15 protein-coding genes are annotated in these 13,970 nt (G+C 63.6%); 2 read left to right on the top strand and 13 right to left on the bottom strand.

The genetic code is table 11. From position 1 onward, the window contains the following. Positions 1-16 precede the first annotated feature (16 nt). From rpoE to AC56LK_RS17000, 10 genes are all read right to left on the bottom strand, one after another. Positions 17-619, bottom strand: coding sequence for an RNA polymerase sigma factor RpoE (gene rpoE / locus AC56LK_RS17045; RefSeq protein WP_497185676.1), 603 nt, complete (start codon positions 617-619; stop codon positions 17-19). Between the two features lie 61 nt (positions 620-680). Further along, positions 681-1,214: a protein YgfX gene (locus tag AC56LK_RS17040; protein ID WP_497185675.1), complete on the bottom strand. Its 534-nt coding sequence runs from the start codon at positions 1,212-1,214 to the stop codon at positions 681-683. Positions 1,215-1,369: 155 nt separating this feature from the next. Next, entirely contained in the window at positions 1,370-2,620 is a 1,251-nt protein-coding gene (gene fabF / locus AC56LK_RS17035; protein WP_497185674.1) for a beta-ketoacyl-ACP synthase II, read from the bottom strand. A gap of 38 nt (positions 2,621-2,658) precedes the next feature. Further along, positions 2,659-2,898: an acyl carrier protein gene (gene acpP, locus AC56LK_RS17030; RefSeq protein WP_020653257.1), complete on the bottom strand. Its 240-nt coding sequence runs from the start codon at positions 2,896-2,898 to the stop codon at positions 2,659-2,661. 127 nt (positions 2,899-3,025) lie between these two features. After that, complete coding sequence (gene fabG, locus AC56LK_RS17025) at positions 3,026-3,763, bottom strand: 3-oxoacyl-ACP reductase FabG (RefSeq protein ID WP_497185673.1); 738 nt, start codon at positions 3,761-3,763, stop codon at positions 3,026-3,028. A 27-nt stretch (positions 3,764-3,790) separates the two neighbouring features. Next, positions 3,791-4,729, bottom strand: a complete 939-nt coding sequence (gene fabD / locus AC56LK_RS17020; RefSeq protein WP_497185672.1) for an ACP S-malonyltransferase — start codon at positions 4,727-4,729, stop codon at positions 3,791-3,793. Between the two features lie 91 nt (positions 4,730-4,820). Continuing rightward, positions 4,821-5,807 (bottom strand): beta-ketoacyl-ACP synthase III, encoded by a 987-nt coding sequence (locus AC56LK_RS17015; protein ID WP_497185671.1) that lies wholly within the window; start codon positions 5,805-5,807, stop codon positions 4,821-4,823. Between the two features lie 24 nt (positions 5,808-5,831). Next, the gene (plsX, locus tag AC56LK_RS17010; protein ID WP_497185670.1) at positions 5,832-6,857 is read right to left on the bottom strand and encodes a phosphate acyltransferase PlsX; all 1,026 of its coding nucleotides are present in this window, start codon (positions 6,855-6,857) and stop codon (positions 5,832-5,834) included. A 215-nt stretch (positions 6,858-7,072) separates the two neighbouring features. Then, positions 7,073-7,255, bottom strand: coding sequence for a 50S ribosomal protein L32 (gene rpmF, locus AC56LK_RS17005; RefSeq protein WP_005666806.1), 183 nt, complete (start codon positions 7,253-7,255; stop codon positions 7,073-7,075). A 218-nt stretch (positions 7,256-7,473) separates the two neighbouring features. Further along, positions 7,474-7,971: a YceD family protein gene (locus AC56LK_RS17000; protein WP_497185669.1), complete on the bottom strand. Its 498-nt coding sequence runs from the start codon at positions 7,969-7,971 to the stop codon at positions 7,474-7,476. A 186-nt stretch (positions 7,972-8,157) separates the two neighbouring features. Here AC56LK_RS17000 and AC56LK_RS16995 point away from each other — a divergent pair, with 186 nt between their 5' ends. Beyond that, the gene (locus AC56LK_RS16995) at positions 8,158-8,772 is read left to right on the top strand and encodes a Maf-like protein (RefSeq protein ID WP_497185668.1); all 615 of its coding nucleotides are present in this window, start codon (positions 8,158-8,160) and stop codon (positions 8,770-8,772) included. Between the two features lie 18 nt (positions 8,773-8,790). Beyond that, positions 8,791-9,540 (top strand): SAM-dependent methyltransferase, encoded by a 750-nt coding sequence (locus tag AC56LK_RS16990; protein ID WP_497185667.1) that lies wholly within the window; start codon positions 8,791-8,793, stop codon positions 9,538-9,540. A 13-nt stretch (positions 9,541-9,553) separates the two neighbouring features. Here the strand turns inward: AC56LK_RS16990 and AC56LK_RS16985 are convergent, their stop codons facing one another. The 3 genes from AC56LK_RS16985 to aceA all read right to left on the bottom strand — a co-directional run bounded on the left by AC56LK_RS16985 (position 9,554) and on the right by aceA (position 13,630). Then, complete coding sequence (locus tag AC56LK_RS16985) at positions 9,554-10,819, bottom strand: EAL and HDOD domain-containing protein (protein WP_497185666.1); 1,266 nt, start codon at positions 10,817-10,819, stop codon at positions 9,554-9,556. Between the two features lie 121 nt (positions 10,820-10,940). Further along, positions 10,941-12,179 (bottom strand): 23S rRNA (adenine(2030)-N(6))-methyltransferase RlmJ, encoded by a 1,239-nt coding sequence (locus AC56LK_RS16980; RefSeq protein WP_497185665.1) that lies wholly within the window; start codon positions 12,177-12,179, stop codon positions 10,941-10,943. A gap of 152 nt (positions 12,180-12,331) precedes the next feature. Then, entirely contained in the window at positions 12,332-13,630 is a 1,299-nt protein-coding gene (gene aceA / locus AC56LK_RS16975; protein ID WP_497185664.1) for an isocitrate lyase, read from the bottom strand. Between the last annotated feature and the right edge of the window lie 340 nt (positions 13,631-13,970).

The following is a 13,970-nucleotide window of genomic DNA, read 5'->3' as shown; positions in this document are numbered from 1 at the left end:
TGTACGATCCTGCTACCTACCGACGTTTGTCAACCGGGAAATCGAGCAATGGGCGCAATTTCTCGGCGATGACTTCGCGTGCACGGAAAATCCGGCTGCGTACGGTTCCTATCGGACACGCCATCACCTCGGAGATTTCTTCGTAGCTCAATCCTTCTATTTCTCGCAGGACAATTGCCGTTCGCAATTCCAGTGGCAATGCTTCCATCGCTGCATTGACCGTATGGGCAATCTGCTTGCTCGCCAACACCGATTCCGGTGTGTTTATGTCGCGCAAGCTGTCCGCGTCGTCGAATCCTTCTGCCCGCTCGGCATCCGTCTCGGTGGAGGTCGGCGCCCGGCGGCCCTGTGTGACCAAAAAATTCTTTGCCGTGTTGATTCCGATGCGATACAGCCAGGTATAGAAGGCGGAATCGCCGCGGAAGTGCCGCAGGGCGCGGAAGGCCTTGATGAAGGTCTCCTGCACCACGTCCTCGGCCTCGGCCGGATCATGCACGAGGCGCGACACCAGGCGCATCAGGCGACGCTGGTATTTGGCCACGAGCAGGTCGAACGCGCCCCGGTCTCCGGCCTGGACGCGCTCCACCAACACCTGATCACCCTCGCGTTCTGTCGTCACGGACCTTGCCCCATCGGCTGCAACGGCCCTCCTGCATAAGAGTTGGCCCGCTGCAATAAGTTCAACCTATTTTGTGCCCCGTCCCTGCGCCGCAGGGCGCCCCACTGCCGGCACCGAGCGCCACCGCCAGGGCGCGAAAGGCCTCCGGCGGCAGGCTGTCGGGCAGGATCACGACGCTGTGGCGGGCCCCCCCGCGGCAGGCGCGCCAGCCACACGCCGCCGCAGTGCCCGTGGCGCTATCGTCCGCCGTCTCCAGGCGCAGCAGCATCAGCCGCGGCCACAGCGTGGAACCGGGCAAAAGCCGCGCCGGCAGCGCCCCGCTTTTGTCCATCCGCACACCCTGTTGTACCGTCAGGCGTAGCTGGCCGGGTCCAGAAATATCAATGCGCTGCACCGTTGCGCAAGCCAGCGCCGCATGCATCACGCATACGCCCGCGAACAGCAGCACAGCCGCCACAACGGACCCGGCAGCGAAGCGGGAAGACGCGTCCAGGCCCACGGCGCAGGCGGCCGCGCACAGGGAGGCGCCGAAGCCGCCGAGCAGAACACGCAGGCGGCGCGACGGCGCAATGAGGACGCTCATCGCGATCGACATGGGTCGGACAGGGAAAAGAATGGGGCGCCGCAGGCCGGGGCCGCGCGGAGGTGCCAAGGGAGGGATTGGCTTGATGCGCGGGACCGAACGGTCCAGGCTGTCAGGCGCCCATCCTGGTTAGACCAGGATGGGCGTAGTCTGGTTCAGGCCGACGGTCAGACTTTTGCGAAGACGAGGGTACCGTTGGTACCGCCGAAGCCGAAGGAGTTCTTGACCGCGTAATCGATCTTCATGTCCCGCGCCGTGTTGGCCACGAAGTCCAGGTCGCATTCCGGATCCTGGTTGAAGATGTTGATCGTCGGCGGCGACACCTGGTTGTGGATCGCCAGCACGGTGAACACCGATTCCAGGCCGCCCGCGCCACCCAGCAGGTGGCCGGTCATCGACTTGGTCGAGTTCACGACGAGGCCGCTCTTGGCGTGGTCGCCGAAGACGCGCTTGATGCCGCGCACTTCCGCCACGTCGCCCAGCGGCGTCGAGGTGCCGTGCGCATTGACGTACTGGACTTCGCCGGCGTTCAGGCCGGCGTTCTTCAGCGCCGCGACCATGCAGCGTGCCGCGCCACTGCCATCCTCGACCGGCGAGGTGATGTGGTTGGCGTCCGCGCTCATGCCGAAGCCGATGACTTCGGCGTAGATCTTGGCGCCGCGTGCGACCGCGTGTTCGTACTCTTCGAGCACCATCACGCCGGCGCCCTCGCCCAGCACGAAGCCGTCGCGGTCCTTGTCCCACGGACGCGAGGCGGTAGCCGGATCGTCGTTGCGGGTGGACAGCGCGCGCGCCGAGGCGAAGCCGCCCAGGCCCAGTGGCGACACGGTCGATTCCGCGCCGCCGGCGACCATCACGTCGGCATCGCCGTACTCGATCAGGCGAGCGGCGGCGCCGATGCAGTGCAGGCCGGTGGTGCAGGCGGTGACGATCGCCAGGTTCGGGCCGCGCAGGCCGAATTTGATCGAGAGATCGCCCGAGATCATGTTGATGATCGATGCCGGCACGAAGAAGGGCGAGATGCGGCGCGGGCCGCGATTCATGTACTCTTCCTTGGTGGCTTCGATCATCGGCAGGCCGCCGATGCCCGAACCGATGGTCACACCGATGCGGTCCGCGTTTTCCTCGGTCACGACCAGGCCCGAATCCTGCAGGGCCTGGATGCCGGCGGCCATGCCGTAATGGATAAAGCTATCCATGTTACGGCCTTCCTTGCCCGGCAGGTAGTCTTCCACCTTGAAGTTCTTCACTTCACCGGCGAAATGCGTCGTGAACGGCGTCGCGTCGAACTTGGTAATGTTGGCAATGCCCGACTTACCGGCCAGCGCCGCGTCCCACGCCTCGGCAATGGTGTTGCCGATTGGTGAGATGCAGCCCAGGCCGGTAACGACGACACGGCGGTTGCGTGAACGGCTCAAGCGATTCTCCCAGAAACTTTTAAAGCGCTAGCTACTACTTAGGCCTTGACGTGCGCGGTTGCGTAGTCGATGGCTTGCTTGACGGTGGTGATCTTCTCAGCCTGCTCGTCAGGGATTTCCATTTCGAACTCGTCTTCCAGTGCCATCACCAGTTCCACGGTGTCCAGCGAGTCAGCGCCGAGGTCGTCAACGAACGAGGATTCGATTTTGATGTCTGCTTCTGCAACGCCCAGTTGCTCAGCGACGATTTTTTTAACGCGTTGTTCGATATCCGACATGTTATGGCTCCATTAAGGTATGTGTTGCGGAAAGTGCGCGCATTTTATCAGGTTTGCGCGATGAAAAACTACTTTCGGCGATTACCGCTATTTCCACCGAAATTACAGCTAAAAGAAGCGAATCCGCTTAATTCATATACATGCCGCCATTCACGTGCAGCTCGGTGCCCGTGATATAGGCAGCGGTCGGACCGGCCAGGAAGGCCACCGCATGGGCGATGTCTTCCGGCTGGCCCAGGCGGCCCAGCGGGATCTGGCCCAGCAGCGCGGCGTGCTGGTCGTCGCCCAGCGCCTTGGTCATGTCGGTGTCGATGAAGCCCGGTGCGACGCAGTTGACGGTGATGTTGCGGCTGCCGATCTCGCGCGCCAGGGCGCGGGTCATGCCGGCCACGCCGGCCTTGGCGGCGGCGTAGTTCATCTGGCCCGGGTTGCCCGAGGCGCCCACCACCGAGGTGATGTTGATGATGCGGCCGTGCTTGGCTTTCATCATGCCGCGCAGTACCAGGCGCGACAGGCGGCCGACGGCCGTGAGGTTGGTCGCGATGACGCTGTCCCACTCCTCGTCCTTCATGCGCATGGCCAGGTTGTCCTGGGTGATGCCGGCATTGTTGACCAGGATGGCCAGGCTGCCGAAGCTCTTCTGCACCTCGTCGACGACGGCGCCGCAGTTGGCGGCGTCGGTCACGTTCAGCACCAGGCCCTTGCCGCCGAATTCCTTCAGGTAGTCGGTAATGGCCTGGGCGCCGCTCTCGCTGGTGGCGGTGCCGACGACCTTGGCGCCCTGGCGCGCCAGTTCGAGCGCGATGGCCTTGCCGATGCCGCGCGATGCGCCGGTGACGAGCGCGACTTGGTTCTCCAGATTCATGCTATTCCTTTTCTTGTCGTGTTTGTTTCAAGCCGCCTTGAGTGCCGCCAGCACGCGCTCCAGCGCTGCCTGGTCGACCAGGGCTTCGCCGGCCAGGGCCGGATCGATGCGCTTGGCCATGCCGATCAGGGTCTTGCTCGGTGCGCATTCGATGACCTGGGTGACGCCGCTCGCAGCCATCTTCTGCATGGTCTCGACCCAGCGCACCGGACCCGCGGCCTGGCGTACCAGGGCGTCCTTGATGGCAGCCGGATCGTGCAGGATAGCGACGTCCACGTTGTTGATCAAGTCGATCTGCGGCGCCGAGAAAGCGATGTTTTCCATGTAGTCGCGCAAACGGTCCGAGGCCGGCTTGAGCAGCGACGAGTGGAACGGGGCCGACACGGCCAGCTTCATGGCGCGCTTGGCGCCCTTGGCCTTGGCGATCTCGCAGGCGCGGTCGATGGCGGCGGCGTGGCCGGCGATGACGATCTGGGTCGGCTCGTTGAAGTTCACGGCTTCCACGACTTCACCCTGGGCGGCCTCGGCGCAGACTGCGCGCACGTCGTCGGCCTGCAGGCCCAGCACGACGGCCATGCCGCCCTGCCCGACCGGCACCGCTTCCTGCATCGACTGGGCGCGGAAGCGCACCAGCGGCACCGCGTCCTTGAACTGGATCACGCCCGCGGCCACCAGGGCCGAGTATTCGCCCAGGCTGTGGCCGGCGACCATGCTTGGCACCGGACCGCTGGCGGCGATCCAGGCGCGGTACACGGCGACCGCGGCGGTCAGCATCACCGGTTGGGTATTGGTGGTGAGGTCGAGGTCTTCCTTCGGACCTTCGGCGATCAGCCTGCCGATGTCGAAGCCGAGTGCCTCGGACGCTTCGGCGACGGTCTGGTCGACGACCGGGTTGCCGGCGAAGCCGTTCAGCATGCCGACGGCCTGGGCGCCCTGGCCCGTAAACAGGAATGCGAATTTGCTCATCGTGTTCTCTCTTCTCTTATTTTTAATGAGGACGGGCGCGGGCGGCCCGCATTCGCCGCGCGGGCGGCGAACAGCAGTTTACGTCAATGGATTACATGCGGGCGAGAATCGCGCCCCAGGTGAAGCCGCCGCCGACGCCTTCCATCAGCACATTGTCGCCCTTCTTGATGCGACCATCGCGCACGGCAGCGTCGAGCGCCAGCGGGATCGAGGCGGCCGAGGTGTTGCCGTGCTGGTCGACGGTGACGACCATCTTGTCCATCGGCAGCTCGAGCTTCTTGGCGGTGCCCTTCATGATGCGCAGGTTGGCCTGGTGCGGGATCAGCCAGTCGATGTCGGACGGCTGCATCTTGGCGTGCTCGAGCGCCTCGCGCGCGACTTCTTCCAGCACCGTGACGGCCAGCTTGAAGACCGCCGGGCCATCCATGTAGAGGAAGCCGCTGCCGGCCACCGCGCCGCCGGCCAGGTTGCCCGGGATCGACAGGATGTGCGACTGGCTGCCGTCGGCGTGCAGCTTGGTGGCCAGCACGCCCGGCTCGTCGGAGGCTTCCAGCACCACGGCGCCGGCGCCGTCCCCGAACAGCACGCAGGTGGTGCGGTCGGTGAAGTCGAGGATGCGCGAGAACACTTCGGCGCCGATCACCAGCACGCGCTTGTAGACGCCGGCGCGGATGAAGGCGTCGGCGGTCGAGACCGCGTACACGAAGCCGCTGCACACGGCCTGCACGTCGAAGGCGGCGCTGTTGTTCGCCATGCCGAGCTTCTGCTGCACGATGCAGGCGGTGCTCGGGAAGCTGCCGTGGAAGTCGGGCGTGGAGCTGGCGACGATCACCAGGTCGATGTCGCCGGGCGCCTTGCCGGCGGCTTCGAGCGCGCGGCTGGCGGCCTGCACGGCCAGGTCGGAGGCGTTCTCATCCGCCGCCGCGTAGTGGCGGCTCTGGATGCCGCTGCGGGTCACGATCCATTCGTCGGAGGTTTCGATCCCCTGCTCGGCCAGCTGGGCCGCGAGTTGCTCATTGGTGACGCGCTTGGCCGGCAGGTAGCTGCCGGTTCCGGTGATCTTGCTGTAAACAGTCATCTGTCCACCATCCTGCTGGTTGGGTTACGCCTGGCGCTCGGCGTCGGGCGAGGTCGGCATCAGTTCGGCGATCAGGGCCGACAGCTGCTCGAGTACATCGTATTTGGCCGCGTCGTAGGCGCGCTTGATCGCCCATTCGAACGCGAAGGCATTGGCGCCGCCGTGGCTCTTGAAGACCAGGCCTTTCAGGCCGAGCAGGCTGGCGCCGTTGTAGCGTTCCGGGTTCAGCTTCTTCAGCGACTTACGGGCCAGCAAGGCGCCGGCCATCGAGAAGATATTTTCGGTGAACACGGACTTGACGAAGCGCGACAGGCCTTCGACGGCCTTGAGCGTGACGTTGCCGACGAAACCGTCGCACACGACCACGTCCACCGTGCCCTTGAAGATATCGTTGCCTTCAACGTTGCCGAAGAAATTCAGTTTGCCGCGCTCGTGGTCGGCCTTGAGCAGCTGGCCGGTGGCCTTGACCGCCTCGTTGCCCTTGATTTCCTCGGTGCCGACGTTCAGCAGGCCGATGGTCGGGCGCGGGATATTCTCCATCGCCGAGCACAGGACCGAGCCCATGATCGCGAACTGGTGCAGGTGGTGCGGTTCGCAGTCCACGTTGGCGCCCAGGTCGAGCATGTAGGTCGGGCCGCCTTTCTGGTTCGGCATGATCGAGCAGATCGCCGGACGGTCGACGCCGGCCATGGTCTTGAGCACGTAGCGCGAGACGGCCATCAGGGCGCCGGTATTGCCGGCCGAGACGCTGGCGTTGGCCGTGCCGTCCTTGACCAGCTCGACCGCCACGCGCATGGACGAATCCTTCTTCTTGCGCAGGGCGATTTCGAGCGGGTCGTCCATGGTGACGACCTCGGTGGCGTTCTTGACGGTGATGCGGGAATGCGTGTCGGCGCCATGCTTCCTGAGCTCGGCGCGCACGACGTCCTCGATACCAACCAGGATGAGGTGGACGTCAGCTTGCTTTTTTAGAAACGAGATGGCTGCCGGAATAGTAACTGAGGGGCCGTGATCGCCGCCCATGCAGTCAATGGAAATTGTGATTGTCATTTGTTAGGTGATGCCGGCTCATGCACGACGAAGAGGCGTGCGGGCGGCAAGTTGGGATCGGGCCTGGCTCGTGGCCAGCCTTGGTCCGCGCAATTCAAAATGACGGAGTGCAAGCTTGTTGCAGCCGCTGAAAACGGAAATGCGAAAGAAAAAGCGGTGCCACGCAGAAAACATACGTTGCACCGCTTTCATGGTACTAAAGGACAAGACGTCGATTACTCGTCGTTCTTGGTCTTCAGGACTTTGCGACCACGGTAGAAGCCGTTCGGGCTGATGTGGTGACGCAGGTGGGTTTCGCCGGTGGTCGGCTCGACTGCCAGGTTCGGTGCGGTCAGGAAATCGTGCGAACGGTGCATGCCGCGCTTCGACGGGGACTTCTTATTCTGCTGAACTGCCATGATGACTCCTAATACATAAGTTCTAAAATTCTAACACATTCGACTTGCAAATACTTGCAGATCGAGTATCCCAGCGGCAATTTCTTATTAATCCATTGCCGACATGTTTTAACGCTGCCTACATCAACTGCCTACTGCCATACTCGACTACTGCACGCGTTTGACACGTTCTTCCAGTCGTACTGCGGGGTGCTGCGGTACTACTAATTCGGTAATGCTTATTCGGACTTGAGATTTTTCAGTGCCGCGAACGGCGAGACCTTTTCGGTCCTCAGGGCGCCCAGGAGCTTAGTGTCCGGACATACCTCGTGTTTCGGTGCCTGCGGCAGGGCCAGCAGGGCTTCGTCTTCCAGCAGCTGGCGGATGTCGCACTCGCGGCTGCCGACGATCACGTCGATGCTCTCGTCGTCGAGGACTTCCTCGATCCCGTCGGCGTCCTCGTCGTCCTTGCCGAGCACCAGCATGGTGGACGAGTCGATCTCGTAGTCCATCGCGGTCAGGCAACGCTGGCAAACCAGCTTCACGGGACCGGCGACCGCCAGGGTCATTGCCGGATAGCCTTGCTTGGTCAGGCTGCCGTCGATGGACCAGTGCAGCTCGCCGGATTTATCGGCGCAATCGGCTGCCAGGCGGGTCATCTCCGCCACAGGGGTCACGCCTTCGCGGTGTCCGCCATTCCGGCAAAACTCGAAAGCGTCAATGACAAAAGCGCTCATTTGGAAAACTTCCCCGGAAAACCTGCGATAATAACAGGCTTCTCCCCGCAGAGTCAAAGACTTACGCCGTTTTTGACCGGCCTGCGTTGCACGCGATTGCCAATCTGTGGCATTTATCGCGTTTGCTTGATAGACCTATATGATCTATAAGCTCGGCTTATAGTTTGACTTACTCGCCAGACCGCAATGATACCAAGTTCCGCGCCGCCGCGCCTCATTCTCGCTTCCAGTTCCGCCTATCGCCGGGAGCTGCTGTCGCGCCTCCACCTTCCTTTCGAAGCGATCGCCCCGGACATCGACGAGAGCCCGCAGGCAGGCGAAGCGCCGCAGGATACCGCCCTGCGCCTGGCGCGCGAGAAGGCGTCCGCAGTGGCGGCCCGCTTCCCCGGCGCGCTGGTGATCGGCTCGGACCAGGTGGCGACCCTGGACGGCATGCAGATCGGCAAACCCGGCAACCATGCCCGGGCGCTGGAGCAATTGCAGCTGATGCGGGGACGCCGGGTGGTCTTCCATACGGCCCTGTGCCTGTGGGACAGCCGCGTGGCCGATCCTTCCCGTGCGGCGCAGCTCGAGAACGTGCAGGTCTTCGTCGACTTCCGCGACTTGCCGGATGCCGAGCTGGACGCCTACCTGCGCATCGAGCAACCCTATGACTGCGCCGGCAGCGCCAAGAACGAGGGCCTGGGCATCGCCCTGCTCGATCGGATCGAATCGAGCGACCCGACCGCCCTCACCGGCCTGCCCCTGATCGCCCTGACCGGCATGCTGCGCCGCGCCGGCGTTTCCTTCTTCGGCGTGTAAGCCTTTTACTTCTTGACGATGCCCGGCACCCTTTACCTGATTCCGAACACCCTTGGCCCTGTCGATCCCGCTCCCGGCGCCCTGTCCGCCCTGCTGCCGACGCAGGTGCAGGCGCTGACCGCCAGGCTCGACTATTTCGTCGCCGAGAACGCCAAGACGGCGCGCGCCTTCCTGAAACTGGTCGCCATCGACCACCCGCTGGCCAAGCCCCTGCAGGAAATCGAGATTGCCGAACTGAACGTGAACACGCCGCCGGCCGCCCTCGCGCAATTGCTGGCGCCCTTGCTGGCCGGGCGCGATGCGGGCCTGGTGTCGGAAGCCGGCGTGCCGGCGGTGGCCGACCCGGGCGCCGACCTGGTCCGGCTGGCGCACCAGCACGGGATCGCGGTGCGGCCGCTGGTGGGGCCGTCCTCGCTGCTGCTGGCCGTGATGGCGAGCGGATTGAATGGACAGAGCTTCGCCTTCAACGGCTACCTGCCGACCGATGCGGCGCAGCGCGGCAAGCGCATCCAGCAGCTGGAACAGCGTTCGCGCAGCGAGAAGCAGACCCAGTTGCTGATCGAGACGCCCTACCGGAACGGGCAGATGCTGGAGGCGCTGGTGGCTGCCTGCCAGCCGGGGACCCTGATTTGCGTGGCGACCGATCTGTCGCTGGCGAGCGAGTCGGTCAGGACGATGACGGCGGCCAAGTGGAAGGCGGCACTGGCCGCCGGCAAGGCGCCGGATTTCCACAAGAAGCCGACCGTCTTCCTGTTCCTGGCGCAGTAAGCCATCCGGGGAGTCAATGCACCTCGTGCGTCAACTCCCTCACCCAATCGAAAGCCTTCAGTTCGATCTCGCGGATCTGCGCCACCGACAAACCCAGCTTGCGCAGCGCGTTGTACAGCTTGCAGCCGCCCTCGGCCGCTTCGAGCAGCTCGGCCACCCTGAGCATGGTCCCGAAATCGCCTTCGCGGTCCAGCAGCGCGGTACGGACGTCGTCCGCCACTTCGACATTGTCGAGGATATCGCGCATCGGAATCGAGAACAGCGCATCGGCCAGCGACATGATCCCGACCGTGAAGGCACGGTCGGCGCGCCCGGCGTCGTTCGGGTAGCGCGCCTGGGTCATCAGCTCCAGCAGCTTGCCGCGCGTGGTGGCCAGCTGCAGCAGCGGCGAGGCCAGCTCCACGCCGCCGGCCGTGGTGTACAGCAGGATCTGCAGCCAGCGCTGCAGCTGGCGCCGCCCGAGCTGGCTCAGGGCCTGCGACAGCGATTCGATCTGCGGACCCGGCGCAGCCCGGCTGTTCACCAGGCGCAGCAGGTTCAGGCTGATCAAGGCGTCGCGCTTGACCGCGGTTTCGATCACCTGGGCGTCGGCATCGGAACTCACCAGCTCCAGCAGATGCAGGATCGCCATCTCGGACGGGGTGATCTTCTTGCCCGACAAAATCACGGGACGGGCAAAGTAATAGCCCTGGAAGTATTCGAAGCCGAGGTCCATGCACAGCCTGAACTCGTCGAGGGTCTCGACTTTTTCGGCCAGCAGTTTCTTGCCGGTAGACTTCAATGAGGACACGAGGCTCGCCAGCTCGCCCGGGCGCACCAGCTTGACGTCGACCTTGATCACATCCACCAGGCCGATCAACCGGTCGAGCTCGGGAGAATGTTCGGTCACGTCGTCGACCGCGAACTTGAAACCGAGTTCCTTCAGTTCAGCGACCCGCGCCACCAACGCCCGAGTCGGCTTGACGGTTTCCAGGATTTCGAGGATAACCTTATGCGGAGGCAGGAAACGCACGAAGTCGCTCATCAGCACGACTTCATCGACGTTGACGAAGGCGAGCTGCTCGCCGACCACCTGCTCCATGCCGAGCTGCGACGCGTGCGAAATCACCGCCGCCGTCGCTGCGGCGTTGTCGGTCAGCTTCGCATCGTCGTCCTCACCGGCGGCCCGGAACAGCAGCTCGAATGCCACGAGATGCTGGTCACGGCCGAGGATGGGCTGACGTGCGAGGAAAAAATCGTTGGACGGCACGGATGCCGCTGCCGTTGCTTCGGCATGCATCAAAAAAACTCCTGGGAAACTGTTGCGGCGTAGACAAGCCAGCCGGGCAGGCGCACGCACCTGCCTCGGTGACTATACTACAAATCCGACACTATTAGCATTTTTATATCGAACCGGGTGCTCAGCGATTGCCGCCGCCCTTGCCGCCCGAGCGTGGACCGCCCGAGCGAGGCGCAGCCGGCCTGGCGCCACCGGCGCCCGTAGCAGCCGCCGGACGCTTACCCGGAGCGCGCCCCTCGGCCGGCGCCTGCGGCTTGGCCCGGGCACTGCCATCCGGACGCCAGACGCGGCGCGCGCCGGTCTTGGCTGCCGGTGCCGCCGGCTTGGCGGCGCCGCGCGCCTCTTCCTCGCCTTCGCGCACCATGCTCTGGCCCGGCAGGCGCAGGCTGCCCTTGCCCGACAGCGGGCTGGCGCGGCGCGCATTGCCGACAGGCACGCGCGGCCCCTCTCCGGCCAGGCGCGCGGAGACGGCACCGGTCACCTGGGTGCCGGTTTCGATGGTAAAGCGCGCGCCGGCATCCTTGCCCAGCACCTGCACCAGCCAGGGCATGGTGTCGCGCAGCATCGCCTCCAGCGTATAGGGCGGGTTCAGGATGAACATGCCGCTGCTGTGCAGGCCGAGACCGTCCGGTCCCGGGGTCGACACGGTCAGGGTCACGTTGAGCCATTCCTTGGCCGGCAGGCGCTTGAGCTTGTCCGGGAACTGGCGTGACTCCATGCGCTGCAGGACCGGATACCAGACCGCGTACATGCCGCTCGGGAAGCGGCCCAGGGCTTCTTCCAGCGCATCGCGCACCTTCTTGTAATCGTCCTTGACCTCGTAGGGCGGGTCGACCAGCACCAGCGCGCGGCGCGAGGGCGGCGGCAGCAGTTTCTTGAGGCTCTGGAAGCCGTCGCCATGCTCGATGAGCACGCGCTTGCCGCGCGAACGCTCGCCCTGCTCGGCCTTGTGCGCCTCGGCCTTGCGCACGTTCTCGTGCAGGATCTTGACGTCGGCCGGATGCAGCTCGAACAGGCGCAGGCGGTCGTCCGCGCGCGCCATCTGGTCGGCCACATACGGCGAGCCTGGGTAATAGCGCATCTTGCCGCTCGGGTTCATCGCCTTGACCAGGTCGAGGTAGGGCTTCAATGCCTCGGGCACGTTCGCCGCATTCCACAGGGGACCGATACCCGTGTCGAACTCTCCGGTCTTGGTCGCCTGGAAGCTGTCCAGCGCATAGACGCCGGCGCCCGAGTGGGTGTCGATATAGGTGTAGGCGGCATCCTTCTGGTTCATGTACAGGTGCAGCTGCACCTGGACGAAGTGTTTGAGGACATCGGCGTGGTTACCCGCGTGGAAGGCGTGGCGGTAGCTCAACATAAGCTGGAATTCCTGAGAAAAGATTCAATGCCGTGTTTTCAACGGCGCAATGGGCGCCATTATCCACTACATCGCTCATTCCCACGCCACAAATAAAAAGCCGCAGGCCCTGCGGGCGCTGCGGCAAATCCCTGGAGGTCTGCTGGACGGGCTTACGCGACCTTCTTCTCGTCGAAGAACTGCTCGTCCTCGGTCGAACCGTGCAGGGCGGTGGTCGAGCTCTGGTTCTGCTGGATGGTTTGGGTCACGGCGTCGAAGTAACCGGTGCCGACTTCGCGCTGGTGCTTGACTGCGGTGAAGCCCTTCTCGGCGGCGGCGAATTCCGCTTCCTGGAGCTCGACGAAGGCCGACATGCCGCGGCGCGCATAGCCGTGGGCAAGATTGAACATGCCGTAGTTCAGGGAGTGGAAGCCGGCCAGGGTAATGAACTGGAATTTGTAGCCCATCGCGCCCAGTTCTTTCTGGAACTTGGCGATGGTGGCGTCGTCCAGGTTCTTCTTCCAGTTGAACGAAGGCGAGCAGTTATAGGCCAGCATCTTGCCCGGGAATTTCGCATGGATGGCTTCGGCGAAACGCTTGGCGAACGCCAGGTCGGGCTTGCCGGTCTCGCACCACACCAGGTCGGCGAAAGGCGCATAGGCCAGGCCGCGCGAAATGGCCTGCTCGACGCCCGGCTTGACCTTGAAGAAGCCTTCCACGGTGCGTTCGCCGCTGCAGAAGGGCTTGTCGTTGTCGTCCACGTCCGAGGTGAGCAGGTCGGCCGCTTCGGCATCGGTACGGGCGATGACCAGGGTGGAGGTGCCCATGACGTCGGCGGCCAGGCGCGCGGCGTTCAGTTTCTCGACGGCTTCGCGGGTCGGCACCAGCACCTTGCCGCCCATGTGGCCGCATTTCTTGACCGAGGCCAGCTGGTCTTCGAAGTGCACGCCGGCGGCGCCGGCATCGATCATCGCCTTCATCAGCTCGAAGGCGTTCAGCACGCCGCCGAAGCCGGCTTCGGCATCGGCCACGATCGGGGCGAAGTAATCGATGTCGTCCTTGCCTTCGGACCACTGAATCTGGTCGGCGCGCTGGAAGGTGTTATTAATGCGGCGCACCACCTGCGGCACCGAGTTGGCCGGGTACAGCGATTGGTCCGGATACATCTCGCCGGCAACGTTGGCGTCGCCCGCCACCTGCCAGCCCGACAGGTAGATGGCTTTCAGGCCCGCCTTCACCTGCTGCATGGCCTGGTTGCCGGTCAGGGCGCCAAGAGCATTCACATAGGGCTCGTTGTTGACCAGATCCCACAGCTTTTCGGCGCCACGCTTGGCCAGGGTGTGTTCGATCTGGACCGAACCGCGCAGGCGCACCACATCGGCCGCCGTGTAGTTGCGCGTCACACCCTTCCAACGCGGGTTGGTTTCCCAGTCTTGCTGGAGTTCACTGATCTGCTGTTCACGAGTTGCCATGCTGTTTCTCCTGATTGATAAGTTGAGAGATCAAAAGCGAGAGGAATCCATTGGGTACATCATAGATCAGTTTTTGCAGAGCACAACAACTCTTATATAAGACATCAAAAGATTTTTTAATCTTTTATATTCAATGGCTTGCTAATGTACTTCCATGATGCGGAATGAAATTTCTTACGATGGGAATCTAGTGGCGGCAGCAATTGCTGCGTTTTCCCGTATTGCGGAAGTCTGGTTCCGCATTGTGAAATACGCGGTGGAGAGTTGTTGGAAATTAACGAAAATGATTGACTTCGATCAATATTGCTGACAGCCTAGCCATATCATCGATTTCATCAAA

This window comes from Telluria sp. ZB4P36 (assembly GCF_059685865.1).
The sequence above is the reverse complement of the archived record's forward strand: the minus strand, read 5'-3'. Positions and strand labels throughout refer to the sequence as shown.

Excerpts from the sequence above, each read along its gene's own strand:
- fabD (WP_497185672.1), bottom strand. The coding sequence starts at position 4,729 with ATGAGCAAATTCGCATTCCTGTTTACGGGCCAGGGCGCCCAGGCCGTC.
- aceA (WP_497185664.1), bottom strand. The coding sequence starts at position 13,630 with ATGGCAACTCGTGAACAGCAGATCAGTGAACTCCAGCAAGACTGGGAA.
- AC56LK_RS16990 (WP_497185667.1), top strand. The coding sequence starts at position 8,791 with ATGCCCGGCACCCTTTACCTGATTCCGAACACCCTTGGCCCTGTCGAT.
- AC56LK_RS17040 (WP_497185675.1), bottom strand. The coding sequence starts at position 1,214 with ATGTCGATCGCGATGAGCGTCCTCATTGCGCCGTCGCGCCGCCTGCGT.
- AC56LK_RS17000 (WP_497185669.1), bottom strand. The coding sequence starts at position 7,971 with ATGAGCGCTTTTGTCATTGACGCTTTCGAGTTTTGCCGGAATGGCGGA.
- AC56LK_RS16980 (WP_497185665.1), bottom strand. The coding sequence starts at position 12,179 with ATGTTGAGCTACCGCCACGCCTTCCACGCGGGTAACCACGCCGATGTC.
- AC56LK_RS16995 (WP_497185668.1), top strand. The coding sequence starts at position 8,158 with ATGATACCAAGTTCCGCGCCGCCGCGCCTCATTCTCGCTTCCAGTTCC.
- acpP (WP_020653257.1), bottom strand. The coding sequence starts at position 2,898 with ATGTCGGATATCGAACAACGCGTTAAAAAAATCGTCGCTGAGCAACTG.
- plsX (WP_497185670.1), bottom strand. The coding sequence starts at position 6,857 with ATGACAATCACAATTTCCATTGACTGCATGGGCGGCGATCACGGCCCC.
- AC56LK_RS16985 (WP_497185666.1), bottom strand. The coding sequence starts at position 10,819 with ATGCATGCCGAAGCAACGGCAGCGGCATCCGTGCCGTCCAACGATTTT.
- fabG (WP_497185673.1), bottom strand. The coding sequence starts at position 3,763 with ATGAATCTGGAGAACCAAGTCGCGCTCGTCACCGGCGCATCGCGCGGC.
- AC56LK_RS17015 (WP_497185671.1), bottom strand. The coding sequence starts at position 5,807 with ATGACTGTTTACAGCAAGATCACCGGAACCGGCAGCTACCTGCCGGCC.
- rpmF (WP_005666806.1), bottom strand. The coding sequence starts at position 7,255 with ATGGCAGTTCAGCAGAATAAGAAGTCCCCGTCGAAGCGCGGCATGCAC.